Source organism: Microcoleus sp. Pol12B3 (assembly GCF_036701355.1).
In the GTDB taxonomy this organism is placed as follows: domain Bacteria; phylum Cyanobacteriota; class Cyanobacteriia; order Cyanobacteriales; family Microcoleaceae; genus Microcoleus.
In genome coordinates this window covers 51,484-69,096 of sequence record NZ_JAUBQS010000023.1, presented here as the reverse complement: position 1 = coordinate 69,096, position 17,613 = coordinate 51,484, and the positions used below count along the sequence as shown (strand labels likewise).

General features: G+C 46.1%; 18 protein-coding genes and 1 tRNA gene. 11 read left to right on the top strand and 8 right to left on the bottom strand.

The annotated features are described in order from the left end of the window. Positions 1 to 23: 23 nt before the first annotated feature. Positions 24 to 1,295, top strand: a complete 1,272-nt coding sequence (locus tag QUA53_RS13920; protein WP_333097826.1) for an FAD-dependent hydroxylase — start codon at positions 24 to 26, stop codon at positions 1,293 to 1,295. Between the two features lie 163 nt (positions 1,296 to 1,458). On the opposite strand, the gene QUA53_RS13915 is transcribed toward QUA53_RS13920, so the two are convergent. Then, positions 1,459 to 1,806 carry a hypothetical protein gene (locus QUA53_RS13915; protein WP_333097791.1) on the bottom strand — a complete coding sequence of 116 codons (348 nt, stop codon included), beginning with the start codon at positions 1,804 to 1,806 and terminating at the stop codon, positions 1,459 to 1,461. Positions 1,807 to 2,037: 231 nt separating this feature from the next. Here QUA53_RS13915 and QUA53_RS13910 point away from each other — a divergent pair, with 231 nt between their 5' ends. Both QUA53_RS13910 and QUA53_RS13905 read left to right on the top strand, forming a co-directional pair. Beyond that, positions 2,038 to 3,126, top strand: a complete 1,089-nt coding sequence (locus QUA53_RS13910) for an ATP-binding protein (protein ID WP_333097790.1) — start codon at positions 2,038 to 2,040, stop codon at positions 3,124 to 3,126. Beyond that, the gene (locus tag QUA53_RS13905) at positions 3,123 to 5,954 is read left to right on the top strand and encodes an ATP-binding protein (RefSeq protein WP_333097788.1); all 2,832 of its coding nucleotides are present in this window, start codon (positions 3,123 to 3,125) and stop codon (positions 5,952 to 5,954) included. The genes QUA53_RS13910 and QUA53_RS13905 overlap by 4 nt, the downstream gene beginning before the upstream one ends. A gap of 20 nt (positions 5,955 to 5,974) precedes the next feature. Here QUA53_RS13905 and QUA53_RS13900 read toward each other — a convergent pair whose 3' ends face one another. The 4 genes from QUA53_RS13900 to QUA53_RS13885 all read right to left on the bottom strand — a co-directional run bounded on the left by QUA53_RS13900 (position 5,975) and on the right by QUA53_RS13885 (position 7,281). Then, on the bottom strand, positions 5,975 to 6,331 hold the full coding sequence (locus tag QUA53_RS13900; RefSeq protein WP_333097787.1) for a DUF5615 family PIN-like protein: 357 nt from the start codon (positions 6,329 to 6,331) through the stop codon (positions 5,975 to 5,977). Then, the gene (locus QUA53_RS13895) at positions 6,324 to 6,722 is read right to left on the bottom strand and encodes a DUF433 domain-containing protein (protein WP_333097785.1); all 399 of its coding nucleotides are present in this window, start codon (positions 6,720 to 6,722) and stop codon (positions 6,324 to 6,326) included. Before QUA53_RS13895 ends, QUA53_RS13900 begins: the two co-directional genes overlap by 8 nt. Before the next feature lie 37 nt (positions 6,723 to 6,759). Beyond that, a complete protein-coding gene (locus QUA53_RS13890) occupies positions 6,760 to 6,972 on the bottom strand; it encodes a helix-turn-helix transcriptional regulator (RefSeq protein ID WP_333097783.1) in 213 nt (70 codons plus the stop codon). A 225-nt stretch (positions 6,973 to 7,197) separates the two neighbouring features. Next, positions 7,198 to 7,281, bottom strand: a tRNA-Leu gene (locus tag QUA53_RS13885). 228 nt (positions 7,282 to 7,509) lie between these two features. Between QUA53_RS13885 and accC the strand changes: the two genes are divergently transcribed. Continuing rightward, positions 7,510 to 8,865: an acetyl-CoA carboxylase biotin carboxylase subunit gene (gene accC, locus QUA53_RS13880; protein WP_333097781.1), complete on the top strand. Its 1,356-nt coding sequence runs from the start codon at positions 7,510 to 7,512 to the stop codon at positions 8,863 to 8,865. A gap of 95 nt (positions 8,866 to 8,960) precedes the next feature. Here the strand turns inward: accC and QUA53_RS13875 are convergent, their stop codons facing one another. Continuing rightward, the gene (locus QUA53_RS13875) at positions 8,961 to 9,245 is read right to left on the bottom strand and encodes a YggT family protein (RefSeq protein ID WP_333097778.1); all 285 of its coding nucleotides are present in this window, start codon (positions 9,243 to 9,245) and stop codon (positions 8,961 to 8,963) included. Positions 9,246 to 9,369: 124 nt separating this feature from the next. On the opposite strand from QUA53_RS13875, the gene psbX reads away from it, so the two are divergent. The 5 genes from psbX (at position 9,370) to QUA53_RS13850 (ending at position 14,357) form a co-directional block, all read left to right on the top strand. Beyond that, the gene (gene psbX / locus QUA53_RS13870; protein ID WP_015176975.1) at positions 9,370 to 9,492 is read left to right on the top strand and encodes a photosystem II reaction center X protein; all 123 of its coding nucleotides are present in this window, start codon (positions 9,370 to 9,372) and stop codon (positions 9,490 to 9,492) included. A gap of 280 nt (positions 9,493 to 9,772) precedes the next feature. Further along, positions 9,773 to 10,585 carry a Ycf66 family protein gene (locus QUA53_RS13865; RefSeq protein ID WP_333097775.1) on the top strand — a complete coding sequence of 271 codons (813 nt, stop codon included), beginning with the start codon at positions 9,773 to 9,775 and terminating at the stop codon, positions 10,583 to 10,585. 264 nt (positions 10,586 to 10,849) lie between these two features. Beyond that, positions 10,850 to 11,974: a redoxin domain-containing protein gene (locus QUA53_RS13860; protein WP_333097773.1), complete on the top strand. Its 1,125-nt coding sequence runs from the start codon at positions 10,850 to 10,852 to the stop codon at positions 11,972 to 11,974. 109 nt (positions 11,975 to 12,083) lie between these two features. Next, a complete protein-coding gene (locus QUA53_RS13855) occupies positions 12,084 to 13,532 on the top strand; it encodes a trypsin-like peptidase domain-containing protein (RefSeq protein WP_333097771.1) in 1,449 nt (482 codons plus the stop codon). A gap of 204 nt (positions 13,533 to 13,736) precedes the next feature. Further along, positions 13,737 to 14,357, top strand: a complete 621-nt coding sequence (locus tag QUA53_RS13850) for a pre-peptidase C-terminal domain-containing protein (protein ID WP_333097769.1) — start codon at positions 13,737 to 13,739, stop codon at positions 14,355 to 14,357. A 238-nt stretch (positions 14,358 to 14,595) separates the two neighbouring features. On the opposite strand, the gene QUA53_RS13845 is transcribed toward QUA53_RS13850, so the two are convergent. Together QUA53_RS13845 and QUA53_RS13840 are read right to left on the bottom strand one after the other, a co-directional pair. Then, positions 14,596 to 14,784, bottom strand: a complete 189-nt coding sequence (locus QUA53_RS13845) for a chlorophyll a/b-binding protein (protein WP_333051883.1) — start codon at positions 14,782 to 14,784, stop codon at positions 14,596 to 14,598. A 94-nt stretch (positions 14,785 to 14,878) separates the two neighbouring features. Continuing rightward, positions 14,879 to 15,895, bottom strand: coding sequence for a succinate dehydrogenase/fumarate reductase iron-sulfur subunit (locus QUA53_RS13840; protein WP_333097767.1), 1,017 nt, complete (start codon positions 15,893 to 15,895; stop codon positions 14,879 to 14,881). Between the two features lie 239 nt (positions 15,896 to 16,134). Here QUA53_RS13840 and QUA53_RS13835 point away from each other — a divergent pair, with 239 nt between their 5' ends. Both QUA53_RS13835 and QUA53_RS13830 read left to right on the top strand, forming a co-directional pair. After that, positions 16,135 to 16,377, top strand: a complete 243-nt coding sequence (locus QUA53_RS13835) for a hypothetical protein (protein ID WP_333097765.1) — start codon at positions 16,135 to 16,137, stop codon at positions 16,375 to 16,377. A 555-nt stretch (positions 16,378 to 16,932) separates the two neighbouring features. Further along, positions 16,933 to 17,556, top strand: coding sequence for an excalibur calcium-binding domain-containing protein (locus QUA53_RS13830; protein ID WP_333097764.1), 624 nt, complete (start codon positions 16,933 to 16,935; stop codon positions 17,554 to 17,556). Positions 17,557 to 17,613: the final 57 nt, after the last annotated feature.

Sequence of the window (17,613 nt, the reverse complement as noted above, 5' to 3'; positions counted from 1 at the left end):
AACTTTGACAAAATCCCTTGAAAATGCTTGTAAACCAACTTTTTCTAACCACAGCCTCCACGCAAACACCGACACTCGACTTTGACATAGCCATCGTCGGAGGCGGCATAGTCGGGGCCACCTTAGCCAGCGCCTTAAAAGACTCTGGATTGAAAATCGCTATAATTGAAACCCAACTCCCCGCGGCCGCCGCAGCGAAAAAACAAGCCTATGCAATCACCCTGCTATCAGGAATGATCTTAGAAGGTATCGGCGTGTGGCAGCAAATCTTGCCGCAAATCACCACCTTCGAGCAAATTAGCCTCTGCGACGGCGACTATCCCGGTGTCGTCGAATTCCACCGCCCGGATTTGGGAAATACTGGCAAATTGCCCGTACCAAAAGCAGCTTTAGGTTACGTTGGCGAGCACGGAGTCATGCTGTCAGCTTTGCAAGAATCTTTGACAAAAAACCCGAATTTTAGTTGGGTTTGTCCGGCGGAAGTAGTCGAGGTAAAATATTTAACCGATTGCGCGGAAATAGAAGTCAAACAACACGGCGAAACTCGGACTATTCGCACCAAATTATTAGTCGCCGCCGACGGTTCGCGATCGCGCATCCGCACCGAAGCCAACATCAGCACTCGCGGCTGGAAATATTGGCAATCCTGCGTTGCTATCACTATTAAAGCAGAAAAACCGCACAATGATATCGCTTTTGAGCGCTTTTGGCCGAGCGGCCCGATGGGAGTTTTACCATTACCGGGGAACCGCTGTCAAGTAGTTTGGACAGCACCCCACGCGGAAGCAAAAGCTTTGCAACAAATGGATGAAACAGAGTTTTTGACTTTGTTGGAACAGCGCACGGGCGGGCTTTTGGGGCGTTTGGAATTGGAGAGCGATCGCTTTTTGTTTCCGGTGCAGTTAATGCAGAGCGATCGCTACGTTTTGCCCAGATTAGCACTAATTGGCGACGCCGCCCACTGCTGCCATCCCGTCGGCGGCCAGGGATTAAATATGGGCATTCGAGACGCAGGGGCGATCGCCCAAATCTTGCAGCAAGCGCACCAAAAAGGCGAAGACATCGGCGACTTGCGAGTATTGAAACGGTATCACAACTGGCGCAAAAAAGAGAATTTAATCGTGTTAGGATTTACCGATTTTCTAGACAGATTGTTTTCCAATACTTGGCTGCCAATTGTAGCATTTCGCCGCTTTGGATTGTGGTGTTTGCGGACAATTCCCCCAGTGAGGTTTTTAGCCTTGCGCTTGATGACCGGTTTAATGGGCCGGCCGCCGGAATTAGCGAAAAATTAGAAGAAACCGGATTTTCATCCGCGTGCATCCGCGTACATCCGCCGACATCTGCGGTTCAAAATCAATAGCCGTTGTTTTTTCGCACAAATCTTTATAGCGATCGCCCCCAAGTTTCAAGCTTGCTTCTTCCCTTGAGCAGTAATTGAGACTAATATTCAACTATTTAAGCTGAAATATGGGGTTTCCATTGGTTGCGGATAGCTTGTACTAACAGCCCTTCGCCGTTCCGCACTATTCCCCGGCGGCGATTTTCCTCAACTACAGCGATCGCATCTCTAACTACTTCTACATTGCTACTTAGGATCAAAGTCTTTAGCCAAGGGTTAAGATGAAATCCAGCCATTTCCACTTCCTCCAAAATTGTATTAGACATAACTTTAAAAGTCGATGATTGAGTTTTGAGAGAATCGGGGACAGTTTCAGCTAATGCCAGCAGGCGATCTAGATGTGCTATGCCATAAGTATCAGCAAATTCTTTAGCTGTCTGGATGTAGTCAATTAGTTGTGTCATGTTTATCTCCTGACTTTTTCAAAGTTTGCGGTGGAAGGCTTACCACTAAATAACAGCTTATAAGCTAGTTTCAAAAAAGTCCCAGAAAATTCTTTCCGGTATCATAAAAATAACCGGAAAAATTTTTCCGCTTGTTCAAAAAAGCGGAAAAATTTTCAAGTTGCGCGCTAGTTATGATAAAGTCAACAAGAGAGACACCAAGTTCTGAGAGGGGTTGAGGTGACTGGGACTGTGAACTTATGGCAAAGCTTTTTAAGATTAGAGATAGTTACTGTTTATGGCTTGACTCCGACAGAGACAGCTATTTTTCTGGCTAAGTTTCCCGATGAAAATACGTTCAAGAGTAACAGAGAGGTTGCAGATGGAGGAATCACAGAAGAAAATTCTGACATTCTGATCGACCCTGAGAATGTTCGGCGGCAAATGTGGACGATATACAACGAGCGTTTCTGTCCAAAAGGAAAGCGGGAAGGTTTTTCGGGTTATAACGACAGGGGTAGTGAGCAGAAAGATGCTGCATTTCTAGATTGGCTGAAATCACAGTATGAAAAATGGCAGCCAAATCAAAGGAGTGCATTCAGTACAGGCGATCGTACCCCTGCTATTTCCTCTAACCCTTTTATTCCTCAGACTGGTAAAGTTGACGACCCGCAACTGTTTTTCGGCAGAGAACGGGAAATTAGGCGAGTATTCGAGGTTCTTAACAGCAATGACAGTGTAGCTTTAATAGGAGAAGAAGGCATCGGGAAATCTTCTCTGCTATCGGCTATTTGTCAACAGGCTGAAAATCTCCTATTATCGGCACGCAAGCCAATTTACTTAGACCTAAATGGAATCCGAGATGAAGATGACTTCTACACAGCTTTGTGCGAAGAAGTTGGCATTCCTAAAAGCGAGGGATATATGCTCACTCGTGCGTTGAAAAAGCATAGAGTGCTGTTGGCTATAGATAATGTAGGAAAGATGACTTGGGAAGGTTTTACCCGTCAAGTGAGAGATCACTTGCGGGGTTTAGCTGAGGGGCAAAATGCAGCTTTACAACTGATTTTAGCTGCTACCCAACCCCTCGATAAACTCTTTAATGACAGTCAGGATGAAGGGAACACATCTCCGCTGGCGGGTATTTGCCAAGAAGAGAATATCAAGCCTTGGGATGAAGCAATTGCCTGTGCCTTTATTCAAGCTCGTCTTACTAGGACTTCCGTGCGTTTTACTGAAGAGGAAATCAGCCAGCTACTACAATTAAGTGGCGGTCATCCGCGACGGTTGATGCAGTTGTGCTATCAAAATTATGCGCGATATGTGGAGGATGTAAAATGAGCGATCGTAATACCGACGTTCCCCGTTTAGACTTAGCTCCTAAATTCAAGATATCTCTTTCATTATCAAAGCCAATCGATTACTTGCGGTTATTATACTGGATGTTTTTCTTTCCCCAAGCCTTGCGTTGGTATGTCCAAAATAGAGGATCTCTTCTAGAGAAAAACAAAAATTCTAAAAAATATTTTGGATTAGTGCTTAATTCCCTATCTCGGTTACTGACACAAGTAATGGTAGTCATATTTATGACATTATTAACTTGGAGTGTAATTCTTAAATTAATGAATTTTTCAGTAAAAATTGAACATATATTAGCCATTTTTTTCTTGAGTAATTTTTTCTGTGTCATGGTCTTGGGTTATCTACTACTAATAATTCAAACAAATATATCTAAATTTAACCTTTCACAAACAACAAAACCTCTAACTATAATGATTCTTTTGAGCTTGAATTTAAATATGGCATTTTTTACAGTGAGTGCTATAAACGAAGGATATACTCACCTGGGAGTTATCTTAATTTCAGGTATATTAGCAGGTATATGGTTGGGTGTAGGAGGTATTGCGACACTAGCCATTTTAGAGGTGGACGACTTAGCTATTATATTAGTTACTGGTGGAGTCTTATTAATGTCATTAATGCTTTGCTTGAGTCTGCCAATTGAGTTCAAAGTTACAGATATTTTTGTAGTTCTAAAAAGCCTGTTAGTTCGCGCCGTTTTTTTGGTTGGTTGTGTAATTGGTTCATTTCTAGGATTGCTGCGCCCAGATAACTGGTTTATTAAATTACCTATAACCAAAACATTATTTAAAACAGGACTTATGCAAAGAGTTAAAGAAAACACCAGCCCAAGGGTTTTAAGTAATGAGTTTAGTTCTCGATTTCCTGATTTTCTAATTTCTTCATCTCCCCATCTTCCACTGTCTCAAGAATTGCCATCTGATTGTGTCTTTGAAATGCGTAAGCCTTATAGAAATAATTTAGACTTGCTTTTTCCTCGTGTAACTGTCCTGCCTAATCCCTATCTCACCGAGCAATTAACAGAATGGCTGCGACAAGATTGGGAGACAGGAATACATAATGCTTATCAAATTTATACTTATACTCTCCAGTTCATTCCTGTAATTCAAGCTTTAAAGCAAGTTCTTGCTGAGAAACCAGAGCAACTTGTCTCTCGTATAGCACATTTAACAGCTCCCCCTTACCAATGGGAATGGGTGCGTTTAATTTCAGATTTTATGTATACAGACTTTATTCAATTTGATCCTCATGCTCGCGCTTTTGCCCGTGGTTTTTTGTGTTTGTATGAGCGGTCGCCATACCATGCAATGAAAGCATTTGAGACATTGCGCTCTCTACCTTATGGAGACGAAATGTGGAATATCAGCCTAAATATGTATTACTATAACCAGGCTAAAAAGTTGAACGATATTGCTACGCTATCGATAGATTTGCCTAAAAAACCTTGGAGGCGTTTGAATACTTGGAGAGCACTCAAGAGTTTGTATGACATTATAAGGGATATTCAAATTATTCAGAATAGTTCGTCTCGTTCTGCCAGAGCCTTCGCTCTGAGCCATGCTTTAGGAGAACTTAAAAACTTGCGGGATCAACCTGATGCTGTACCTCAACCAGAGCGAGAAATAGTTAGAAAAATAGCCTGGAATTGGTCGAAAGCGATATTAGATGTAGCTAGTGAGGTTGGCAACGTTTCTATTACTGAGCGAGTGCGTAATCCCTACGTGGTTGGCGACCCTGTTGAGGGCAACCTGTTTGTTGGACGAGAGGATATACTCAAACAGCTCAAAGAAGTGTGGATATTGAGTCACCAACTCCAGTCTGTGGTTATCTACGGTCATCGACGCATGGGCAAAACTTCTATTCTGCTTAACGCGGCTGAGTCCCTAGGGTCACAGGTAAAAGTAGCCTATATCAATCTATTGCGAGTGGGAAATACTCCTCAAGGAGTTGGAGAGGTGTTGATGGCAATTAGTGATGAAATTTCTGAGGTTGTCAAAATTCCACCTCCTGCCGATGAGGATTTGCTGAATCTTCCTTACCGTACTTTTGAGCGCTATTTGAAACAAGTAGAGGCAAATCTGAGTGAAACGGGTTTAATTATTGCTTTAGATGAGTTTGAGAAGATTGAAAAACTGATTGAGAAGGGAAAGATTGACAGTGACTTTATGGAGGTTCTGCGCGGGATGGTACAAATGAGTCCTAAAATAGCTTTTGCCTTGGCTGGTTTGCATACTTTAGACGAGATGACTGGGGATTACTCCCACCCTTTCTTCGCTAGCTTTATTAATATCAAGGTTAGCTTCATGGAAAGGGCAGCTACCCGCCAGATTCTGGCTAATCCCCATGAAGATTTCCTTCTTGACTACGCGCCAGAAGCGTTATCTGCAATCTCTATGTTGACTACTGGACAGCCTTATTTAGTTCAGCTAGTGGGATTTCAGCTAGTTCGCCGCTACAATGAGCAAGTTTTTGACATGGGAAATTCTCGCGATCCGGTCTTTACAGTAGAAGATGTGAGGGAAGTCATTAATAACCCTGAATTCTTTCAGCGGGGAAGCTACTACTTCGATGGCGTTTGGGGTCAGGCGGCGCGGGGTGCTCCCGGACAGCAAGAGGTATTAAGAGCGATCGCACCTCACCCAGAAGGACTCGATATCAACACGCTAGCTGAAATTACTGGCATGAACGAGACAAATTTACAGCCAGCACTTAACTCTTTGATACGTCACGATGTAGTTTGGGAAATTGATGGCAAGTGGCGCATTATTGTCGAACTATTTCGCGTTTGGGTTGATAAATGTATATAGTGTGCTGGCGTAAGTCCTGATTAGGTTCGCCACTGATTAAGCCAGCGGACTTGCCCTTTCCAGTCAGCAGCTTGTGTTTCTGAAAGCAGGCGATCGAGCGCAGCAATTAGACTAGATAATGTCCAACTGTTTTGAGCAGCCAAAATGATGCCACCATGTTCGGGATAACGCTGAGCTAAAACCTGAAAATCCCGGATATTAAACGTAAAAATACACCGCCCTCGCGCTGTTGCTTCTAGCAATTGAGCCTCATCGCTAGCATCTAAAGCCATCCACTCAGTCGGTGTCCGAGTGACATCGTGACTGCGAGATAAAAGGGCGGCTTGCAAAGCTTTAATAGAGGTATCGGCATCTAGATGCAATAGCGGTTTAGACATTAGCAGCTTCGATAATTTGCTCAGCGGCAATAGATGCGTCTATTTCTTGATGGTGAGCCGCATAAAAAGCGAGAACATCCTTCACTTGATCTTCACTTAAGTCATACTCAGTGGCAATTTGGCTTGGAGAAAAACCCCATTTCTGCGCTGCGATGACTACTGTTTGCACCCGCAACCGAGTGCCGCGCAAAACGGGAACGAGTTCGCCGCTAGCGCCGCGCACATAGGTGATTTCAGGAAAAGCCGGATCGTCATTCCGCTGGTTGAGGGTAGCGACTTTTTCGGCTACAGCCCAGAGGATAAACTGATCGAACGAAATGCCTTGGAGTGTTGCCAATTTTTCAGCTTCTTGCTGTAACTGAACGGGTAAGTTTAAGGCGTAGGATGTCATCGATCTAACTTCCGTTTGCTAATATAATTTCATCGGTTCATTCTTTAACAACTTCCATCAACTCCTCAATCAAAACATCGAGGGTGCGAGCTATCTTTTGAATGGATGTGATGTCAACCGTTGCTAGTCCTTCCGATCGAGCATAGTGCCTGACTGTGCTGTACGGAACCTCCAATCGATCGGCAACATCCTTTAGCGTCCATCCTTTTTCCTCAGCCAACTCTGGGATTCGGAGCCTAACTAACCCCATTCTACTTGACAAACGATAAGTATCTATGTTTTTAATTCAAACACAATTGTCGATCGACACTTAAACAGTATTTTGTAGGGTGCGGATCTGTCTGAAGTTCGATCGCACTTAAAGATATCTGATGAATCTGCACCCTACGGTACTCGATCGACTTTCTAGAAAAACCACTCAATACAAAACAACTGCCGACAGCCAAAACCGTCAACAGTTGTTTTATACATTCAATGCGGATGGCGAGACTCGAACTCGCAAGGACATATTGCCACACGCACCTCAAGCGTGCGCGTATACCAATTCCGCCACATCCGCTCTTTCTGGCAATCTCCGGGATTTTTGCGTTACCAGTTAAAGATTTACAGGTTGAGGTTCCTGACATTTAACTTGTAACTTGCCCTTTGACACCGCCGATTTACAATCATAGCACCACTACCCGCCAAATGTAAAATAAATTTTTGTGAACAATTTCTGGAAAACGATTATCCAGAACATACCGAAAGGCATTATTGTACAGAATATTGAGTGAATTAAGCAGCGAAGATGGGGTTCTCGAAAATTTTAATCGCTAATCGGGGAGAAATAGCTCTCCGCATATTGCGGACCTGCGAGGAAATGGGGATTGCCACGGTCGCCGTACACTCCACCGTAGATAAACACGCCTTGCACGTCCAGTTGGCAGACGAAGCCGTTTGCATCGGCCCCCCCACCAGCAGCAAAAGCTATTTAAACATCCCCAATATCATCGCGGCCGCCCTGACGCGCAACGCAGCAGCCATTCACCCCGGTTACGGCTTCCTCGCCGAAAACGCCCGATTTGCCGAAATCTGCGCCGACCATCAAATTACCTTCATCGGGCCATCTCCGGCAGCGATGCGGGCGATGGGCGACAAATCCACCGCCAAAGAAACGATGCAGCGGGTGAAAGTCCCCACCGTTCCCGGTAGCGACGGATTGCTGGCAGACGATCGCGAAGCTTTGTCGATCGCCCGCGACATCGGCTATCCTGTGATGATCAAAGCCACTGCCGGCGGTGGAGGCCGCGGGATGAGGCTAGTGAGAGAAGCATCCGAACTCCCCAAACTATTCTCAGCAGCCCAAGGCGAAGCCGACGCAGCCTTCGGCAACCCCGGACTTTACCTCGAAAAATTCATCGAAAAACCCCGGCACATCGAAATCCAAATCCTCGCCGACAACTACGGTAACGTCATCCACCTCGGCGAGAGAGATTGTTCGATTCAGCGGCGGCACCAAAAACTCCTCGAAGAAGCCCCCAGCCCCGCCCTCAGCCAAAAACTGCGAGATCAAATGGGTCACGCCGCCATTGCCGCCGCCAAATCCATCAACTACACGGGTGCCGGCACAGTCGAATTTCTGCTTGACAAATCGGGCAAGTTCTACTTCATGGAAATGAACACCCGCATCCAAGTAGAACATCCCGTCACCGAGATGATTACAGGCCTCGACTTGATAGCCGAACAAATTCGCATCGCCCAAGGCGAAAAACTGCAAATCAAGCAAAACCAAGTAATTCTCAACGGCCACGCCATTGAGTGCCGCATCAATGCCGAAGACCCCGATCGCAATTTCCGACCCCACCCCGGCATAATCAGCGGTTATTTGCCTCCCGGTGGCCCCGGCGTGCGGATGGACTCTCACGTTTACACCGATTACGAAATACCCGCTTACTACGATTCTTTAATCGGTAAAGTAATTGTATGGGGGCGCGATCGACCGACAGCCATCCGCAGGATGAAACGGGCATTGCGGGAATGCGCTATCACTGGCGTTCCTACCACCCTCAGCTTCCACCAAAAAATTCTCGATTCCCCCGAGTTTCTCAACGGCGAAGTTTACACGAATTTCGTCGAACAGTTCTTGAACCAAAACAGTCATTAGTCAGTAGTCAGTTGGCAGTTAGCAGTGGGTGGCGACTAATCCATGCCCGATGCCCGATGCCCGATGCCCGATGCCCGATGCCCGCCAACTGACTCTTACATCATCATCGTCAGCAGCCCTTGCTGGCCGAGAATCATTTCTCGCAGCAAGCTACAGATACCCACCCAAATAATCGGCGTAATGTCCACTCCGCCGATCGGCGGTACAATCTTTCTAGTTACGGCTAAAAAAGGTTCCGTCGGCCAAGCAATCAGACTCAACGGCAACTTGCTCAGGTTCACCTCGGGATACCAAGTCAGGACGATCCGAAAAATAAACAGCAAGGTCATCACGACTAGGATAGATCCCAGAATCCAACTTGCAACGGTAATACCAGTCATGGGTCTTATCTCGAAATTTTAAGTTTTGTTAAGTCTGCTATTCATAATTTTAACCGTTTCACAGGTGCGATCGAAAGTATAAAATTAATAAAAATCAAATTGTTGTAACAAAGGCTTGGAATCTATGACTCCTTCTCTCGCGAACTTTTTGTACAGCCTGCTGGTGGGCGTGGTGGTAGTAGTGCTTCCAGCAACGATCGCCCTGATCTTCATCAGCCAAAAAGACAAAATCAAGCGCACCTACTAAAAACTCTGCAGGTCTCTAAGTCCGGCGTGAAAGTCAATTTTCGGCTACACGTCGGGCATTTCCCCGATCCTAGAAACCTCGGCTACCAGCAACTGTCAAGGCAAAACCTTCAGTTGACTGCCAAGCTGAGGTTTTTTCCCGTTAAACTCATTATTATACTCACTTCCCAAGCTGAAACCCTGACCGGACGCTGCCCCAGAAAGCACAGTCGGGCTGACAGACTTAATGATAGATGTAAAATCTAACTCGCTAACATAGGAAAGACATAGGAGATAGGCTAATGGTCAATTTAGGATTGAACTGGAGCAGCCTGTTAGGGATTATCCTAGCAGTAGCAGGGGCAGGACTGTATTTTCTGCGATCGTGGCGTCCCAAACTAGCCCGAGACCACGATATTTTTTTTGCAGCAGTCGGCTTGCTGTGCGGCGGTATTTTGTTATTTCAAGGGTGGCGGCTTGACCCAATTCTGGCCTTCGGTCAATTTCTGCTCACCGGTTCCGCCATATTTTTTGCAGCAGAAAGCATTAAGCTGCGAGGAGCGACCACAGCCCAAGCCAAAACTCGCGCCCAATATGTAGATGAAGAGCGACCGGTCAGCAACGCTTACGGTTACGACGGCTACGATGCCGAAATGGAGCAGCTAGAACCAGAGGAAGACTATCCGCCGCGTCCCCGGATCAGAGGCAGCCAAGACTACCGTTCCTCTCGGGAAGCCTACGACGACGAACCCCGCCGCCGCCCCTCGTCGAATCGCAACGGCAGCGTTAACACCTCCAGGCCCGACTCGCCCGATCGCTCCTCGCGCAAACGTCCCTCTCGCCCAGAAGCCCCGCCTGCCCAAGAGTCTGACAACTGGGACGTTTCAGACAACCCCGAAGAAAGACCGACCCGCAGCCGCAGCAGTCGCCCCCCTGCTTCGGAAAACCGCAGTTCGGATACGCCGCCGAGAACCAAAAAACCCCGTCCTACGGAATCATCGAGGTCTCGCCCCAGCAACCGCGACGTGGAAGCACCGCCGTCAGACTACGTGGAGTATCGACCTGTAGAATACCCGGAAGACCAACCGGATAATTCCCCCAGTTTCGACAAATAGGCAAATACTAAGTAGATGGGTGAAACTAAACATTTCTCGTACCCGCCGGCAAAAAAAATAATTTGCGTTTATTGATGCCCATCTACTTATTCTCAGATATTAAAGTGATTAAAAAAACTGTAAATTGCGAGTGTGAAACCCCAGACAAACGCAAATATACACAAATAAAAGCTATTTTTTTTATTATTTTGACATACCCAATCTGTGGAACTAATCGACAAAATAATAATCTAAATATAAAATCCCAAATCTTAAATCAGCAAGATGCCATTACTTGAAATAGGAGACCCGGCTCCCTGGTTTTCCATTCCTTCTACAAATAATCCCTTATTTCATTTCCAGACAGTTGGCGGCAGGCGAGTCGTACTCTTTTTCTTGGCCAGCGCAGCTTTTGAACAAATCCAAGTTATCCTCAAAAGCTTTCAAGAGCTTTCAGAAGAATTCCAAATCTTGCAAGTACCGAGGTTCGGAGTGAGCGTTGACCCCGCAGACAAAGAACAAAACAGACCGACAACAATTGCTCCGTCACTCATATTTTTCTGGGACTTAGACAAAAAAGTCAGTCAGCAGTACGGTGTTTTCCGAAATGTCGAAGAAAATGGAGTTGCCGGAGTTCACTATGCACCACAAACTTTTATTCTCAACGAAAACCTTCAGGTAATTAATATTTTGCCGATGGGCGAACCGCACCAACACGCCCAGCAAGTATTAGATTTTATCAAAACTTTGCCCCCTATTGAGGAAGCCCGAACAGCCACTCGCCACGCCCCGGTGTTGGTAATTCCTAATGTTTTGGACAAAGCTTCTTGCCGCAATTTAATCGATATGTACAAAGCTAATGGTGGCAGTCCCTCGGGATTTATGAGGCAAATAGACGGGAAAACAGTTGGCTTGCACGACGACACTTTTAAGAAGCGCCGAGATTTCTTTATTCAAGATGAGGATTTCCAGCGACAATTGAATGCGATTATTCTACGCCGGGTGCGGCCGGAAGTAGAGAAAGCTTTTCAGTTTACAATTACTAGGTTTGAACGGTATTTGATAGGTTGTTACGATGCTGACAGCGGCGGTTATTTTCGGCCGCACCGCGACAACACTAGCAAAGCTACGCTGCACCGCAGGTTTGCGATGACGCTAAACTTGAATGTGGGAGAGTACACGGGGGGATTTTTAAGGTTTCCAGAGTACGCGCCGCACGGTTATAAAGGCGATTCTGGCACGGCGATTATTTTTTCGTGTTCTTTGCTGCATGAAGCGACCCCAGTGATTAGCGGCCAGCGTTTTGCTTTGCTGTCTTTTTTCTACGGCAATGAGGACGCTGCGGTGCGACAAGCTAATTTTAAGTATTTAGCTGCTGATTCAGATTTCCCAATTGGAGAACCGGCGTAAGGAAAGTCACTACCGTGGTGCAAGTCCTAAAATAATTACAGAAGGTAGTTAGCGGTTAGCGACCAAACCTAATTGCTAGCTACCGATCGCTAAATAATAATCGATAGCCATGAATTTCAAACTTCTAAGTTTAGCAGTATCGGGAATTTTAACGGTTGGGGTAACAGCCAGCACTGCTGCGGTTGTTACGACATCCCCTGTGCGGCAATCAACAGATGTAACGGAATTTAACTCGGTGCATTCCCAAGGTGCGATCGCCCAAAATGTCGAAGAACAAACCAATATTCGGGTCTACGAAAAGGCTAGTCCGGCGGTTGTTACCGTCGATACAGATAAATCTAACGGCAGCGGCACAATTATCAGCCCCGACGGCATGGTGTTAACGAACGCCCACGTTGTTGCCGCAGGCGGTACGGTCAATATCATTTTGTCAGACGGCAGAAAACTTGTGGCCGATGTCGTCGGCTTTGGTGAAGAAGGTCTAGACTTAGCCGTGGTTAAAATTCGCGGTCAAAATAATTTGCCCACCATTCCTTTAGCCCGTCCCGGTTCGGTGAAAGTCGGGCAACAAGCATTTGCGATCGGCAATCCCTTCGGTCAATTTCAAGGTACTTTTACAGTCGGAATCGTCAGTCGCATCGACCAGCAGCGGGGCTTAATTCAAACCGACGCCGCCATCAATCCCGGCAATTCAGGAGGCCCACTGCTCAACAGTTCAGGAGAATTAATCGGCGTCAATACTTCTATTTTTACTCGCGGTCGGGGCGGAGGTAATATCGGTATCGGTTTTGCAATTTCAGCAGACAAAGTACCCGCTTTCCTGACAGCGGTACGAGAAGGGCGAGCTCCCCGCGTGGCTCAAACCCGATCGCCCTTTGGCAACAAATCACCTCAAAAAGTTGCGTTAAACGGGCCCGCCCTCAGCGGCAAACTCACCAACCAGTCTAGCGTGCTGCCCGCAGACAACAGCTTTTTTGACCTCTACTCCTTTGAGGGAAAAGCGGGCCAGCAAATCACAATAGAAATGAAAAGTCAAGAAATTGACCCTTATTTAATTTTGCTCGGACCCAACCAGCGCGAAATCGCGCAAGACGATGACGGGGCAGGCAGTAAAGACGCCAGAATTACAGTCAGGCTGCCTGCAGACGGGACTTACACGTTAGTGGCAAATTCCTACGAAGCTAGGCAGTCAGGGGCTTATACGTTAGAACTAAAAGCGAGTGCTCCTACCGCGCCTTCTCGGGCGATTTTGCAAGAAGAAGGCGCTTTAGTCGCAGGCGGTCCAGTATTGCCGTCTGACAACAGTCTGTATCGCGAGTATACTTTTGAAGGTCGATCGGGTCAGTCTGTAACCATTTCCCTCGAAAGCACAGATTTTGATCCCTATGTGGCTATCTTTGGCCCTAATAGCCGATTAGTGGCAGAAAATGACGATGCGAGCGATTCGACTAAAAATGCGTTTCTAAGCGTTACTTTGCCCGCTACGGGTCGCTACCGCGTAATTGTCAATGCTTACGATGCTTCGGGCCGGGGTCGTTACACTCTAACTGTCCGGTGAAAATGGGTAATTGGTAATTGGTAATCGGGAATTGGTAATTGGGAATTGGTAATTGGGAATTGGTCGAATTATTTTTCTTCCTACTTCCTTCCATCGATTAAATCCCGTACATTGCTCGTTGCCGAACTTCCTTCTTCCATCCGTTAAATCCGTTACACTCATCCGTTGCCGAACTTCCTTCTTCGTTGCAAATCGAGGTAATTCATGCGTCAAGTTAGATTTTGGGCGATCGCGCCAATTGCTCTGGTAGCTACTTTTTCTGGTAAGCCGACTCTCTCCCTGCCAGTTTCAAATTCAGGTGGAGTTGCTAACAGTATTTCCACCGTCATTTCAGGAGAAATTCCTCAAAATTTACCTAACGCGAAGCCGACTGACAAGGCTGTTTTAGCGCAAGCAAGCCCCAGCCCGTCACCATCACCACAGAGTTCGCCAACTCAGAGCCCAACTGTAGAACCTCCGCCGAGTCCTGATGCGGGTTCATCTAAGGTTATTTTAGAGCAAAACGGAGAACTCAGCCCTGCTAAGTCTTCTGTACTGCCTTCGGACAGCAGTTTGTACGACGAGTATACCTTTGAAGGCACTCAGGGTCAGAAAGTGGTTGTTACGGTAGAAAGTACCGAGTTTGATACTTATCTCGCTATTTTCAACTCCCAGGGCGAGCTACTTGCAGAAAATGATGATGCCACGCAGCAAAATTCCAATTCAGAGCTTACTGTTACCTTGTCTGCGAACGGTCGCTACCGGGTTATTGTCAATGCTTACGATCCGCCTCCAAAAGGTAGAGGCAAGTACAGTTTGACTGTCCGCGAAACAACTGGAAATTAGTTTAAACGAAACTTCGGAGTCAGGGCACGGCATTGCCGTGTCCCTATAATTCTAGAACGATCGCACTTACTTGTAGTGCGATCGACTTTGGTACCTTCATGTGTTATCTGAAACTAAAAAAGTCATAATTTTGCATTTATAATTTGATAAATTGTATTTTAAATAACTCTTAAAAGTAGAATAGAAGCTGAAAGAGCGATAAATTTTCAACTTCCATTCTTGATTGATTGAGACTAATTTAACGCAGCCCCAGCCAGGTAAAAAAATCCTGGCGGGTGAAGAATTCTAGAAGCAAAAGCCCCACGAATCCCACCATCGCAAATCTGCCGTTGATTTGTTCTGCATAGGCATTCCACCCAAAGGCTGGTTCTGGTTTTGGGGTATTTGGGGTTGTCGGTTTTGGGGATGGAGGAGTTTTGGCAGTCATTTAAAAGTTTTAAGTTTCGAGTTTTGAGTGATGACTTTTCAGAAGCTTTACGATCGCACAACTTGTAATTTACCAGGAAAATGACACCCCATGCCTAATCTGCTGACTTTTCTAAACTTTGAACCGATTCAATCAGATTTCGCACGGTTTCGGTACCTTCAGAAGGCTCAAAAAACAGCGGGAACTTGCCGCGAGCGATCATTCTCAAACCCAACGGGCCCAGACTCAGCAAACCTTTAACGTCGCGGAAGTAATTTCCTACTACTTCGATGCCAAATTTGCGCTCATCTATCCAGCCACCTTCTTTGACGAGCTCGATTAAGACTTTGCGGTGACGAATTGATCGACTGGCTTGGTCGTCTTTGCGATCGAGAATCTCTTGTTTAATCTTACCAATTTGATCCATCGGCGCGACTTCCATCGGACAAACCGAGTTGCAGTAGTAACAGCGGGTGCATCCCCAGACCCCTGCGGTGCCTTCGTTATATTTTTCGAGCCGATTTTCGGTTTCGCTGTCGCGGGAGTCGGCGATCGTGCGGTAAGCTTTGGCGAGGGCGTGGGGGCCGACAAATGCCGGGTTGACTTCGCGGGCGTTGCACTCAGAATAGCACGCACCGCAGAGGATGCAGTTGCCAGTTTGGTCGAGTTTCGATCGCTCTTCTGGAGTTTGCAGAAATTCGCGTTCTGGAATTGATCGCGAGGCGGTGCTGACATAGGGTTCAACTGCTTCTAGGTTGTGCCAAAAACTGGTCATATCAACAACCAAATCTTTAATAACCGGCATATTTCCCATTGGGGCGACGGTGATTTCTGGGATGAAATCGGTAGGCATTTCTGCTGAGCAGGAATCTGCTATTTTTTGCAGTCTTGCGAGTTCGCTGGCTACGTTTTCTTTGCAAGCTAATGCTGAGCGACCGTTAATTCGTATAGAACAACTGCCGCAAATTGTATTGCGGCAATTTTTGCGAAAAGCTAAAGTGCCGTCGTGTTCCCATTTAATACTGTTGAGGCAGTCGAGGATGGTATTGCTCTCTTCCACATCTAGGGTGTAAGTGTGAACCCGGGGAGCCTCGTTTTGATTTTGGCGCACTACATTAAAGCGGACTTTCATATTTTGATTAAGGAATTTATTTTCTATTTTAAGCTAAATTTTTGACCTTTTTAGAAAGCTATTATTTTTTTAACCACTACCTTAAGTAAGAGATTTAAAAAAAAATTATTATTGTTTGATAAACATGAATAATTCTCAAGTTATAAATCCTAAATTACCACTTTTTTAAGCGGATTTGTGAGCTATTAATTGGAGATAAAAGTAATTAATTACTGCAATTCGCTAGTCGGAGGTGCGTGATGTCCAGCTTGTTTGTATTAACTTTTATGTTTTCCACACCGGCTTTTTGTCTGGGTCTGCTAAATCCTCAATGGGTGGGACTGGCAACTCGCAAGCGATCGGCTGCCTTGTACGGCGGCTTGATGGCAGTTTCGTTCGTTTTGCTTGGGGTTACAGCACCTAAGACGCCACAACCAGTTTCATCCGGGCTGCTGGCCTCAACTGAATGGCCAGAATTTATGGTAAGCGCACCTTTGCGCTGAAGATAGCTGGGTATGCATTTCACTTTTTTGGCAGCATTACAAGAAATTTTACCAGGACTTACGGCTAGTTGGGGCCAGAAACGTAGTTTTTTAAGAAAAATACTTGGTTCTACTCATTTACTGCAATTAAAAACTCCGGTTTATAGGCGTCGGAGTGCGATCGCAAACTGTAGGAAAAAATTGTGGCTTTAATAAGTAGAAATACCCTAACAGGACTTACGCAAAAACTCGGTTTATTCCAGAAATCGTCGCTTTTTAGATAAATATTGACGCCTAAACCGGGGTTTTGGTCTTTGAGTGCGTCCAGGACTTACTTAGAAACCCGGTTGCACCAGGGTCTGGTGTCCAACGTTCTAGTTTGCTTCGTAAATCATAGGGATTTGTGAGTTAGCCGGCAGATAAATAAGCAAGTTAACTTCTCAGGACTGACGCACAGGGATTAAAGAACTCAGGTTGTTTAAACAGATATCCTTCTTGCTTCACCTCGGATTTTGGTAAAAGAAACCCGGTTTCGGCGTCCTGGATGACTTCTCTTTTTTACTGCTAAAAATCGCTATGTTTAATTTTTTCGTCTTAAGCTTTTTATTGTCGATCCCTGCTTTCTTTCTGGGTATTGTTAATCCGACATGGGTTGGCGCACCAACCCGCAAGCGATCGATCGCGATGTACGGCGGGTTGATGGCAGCTTCGTTTGTACTTGTTGGCGTCACTGCACCCCCTCAGTCTCAGGGAGTTTCGGTGGCACTTCCGGCCCCAAGCGCTCCGCTAGTATCATCTAAAACCGCTAAGCCGTCACTGCTTTTGGCTGTGCAGACACGCAAGTCGGAGACTGTCAAAACGCCGGCACAAACACCGAAACCTGCAATTTCTGCGAAGGTACCTGCACTTGCAAAACCAGGGCCCGATCGCAAATTGCCATCTTCAGCCAAATCTGTTGAGCGAACCGCAGAGATTGCTCTTGATACACAGCAGCCAAAGGAAGATACCAAGAAAGTTATTTATGAGTCTTCTAAACCAAAGGTTAAAAGTGCCGATTTTCCGAGTTGCGTTAACTCGGATTGCAACTGTTCTGACTTTGCGACTCAAGCCGAAGCCCAGCGAGTTTTAGAGGCATATCCGGGCGATCCGTTTAAGCTCGATCGAGATCGAGACTCGATCGCTTGCGAAACACTGCGTTAGATTTAATCTGCCAACAGCCTCGGTTAATGATGAAGGCTTTTTTGGGTGATTGTACGA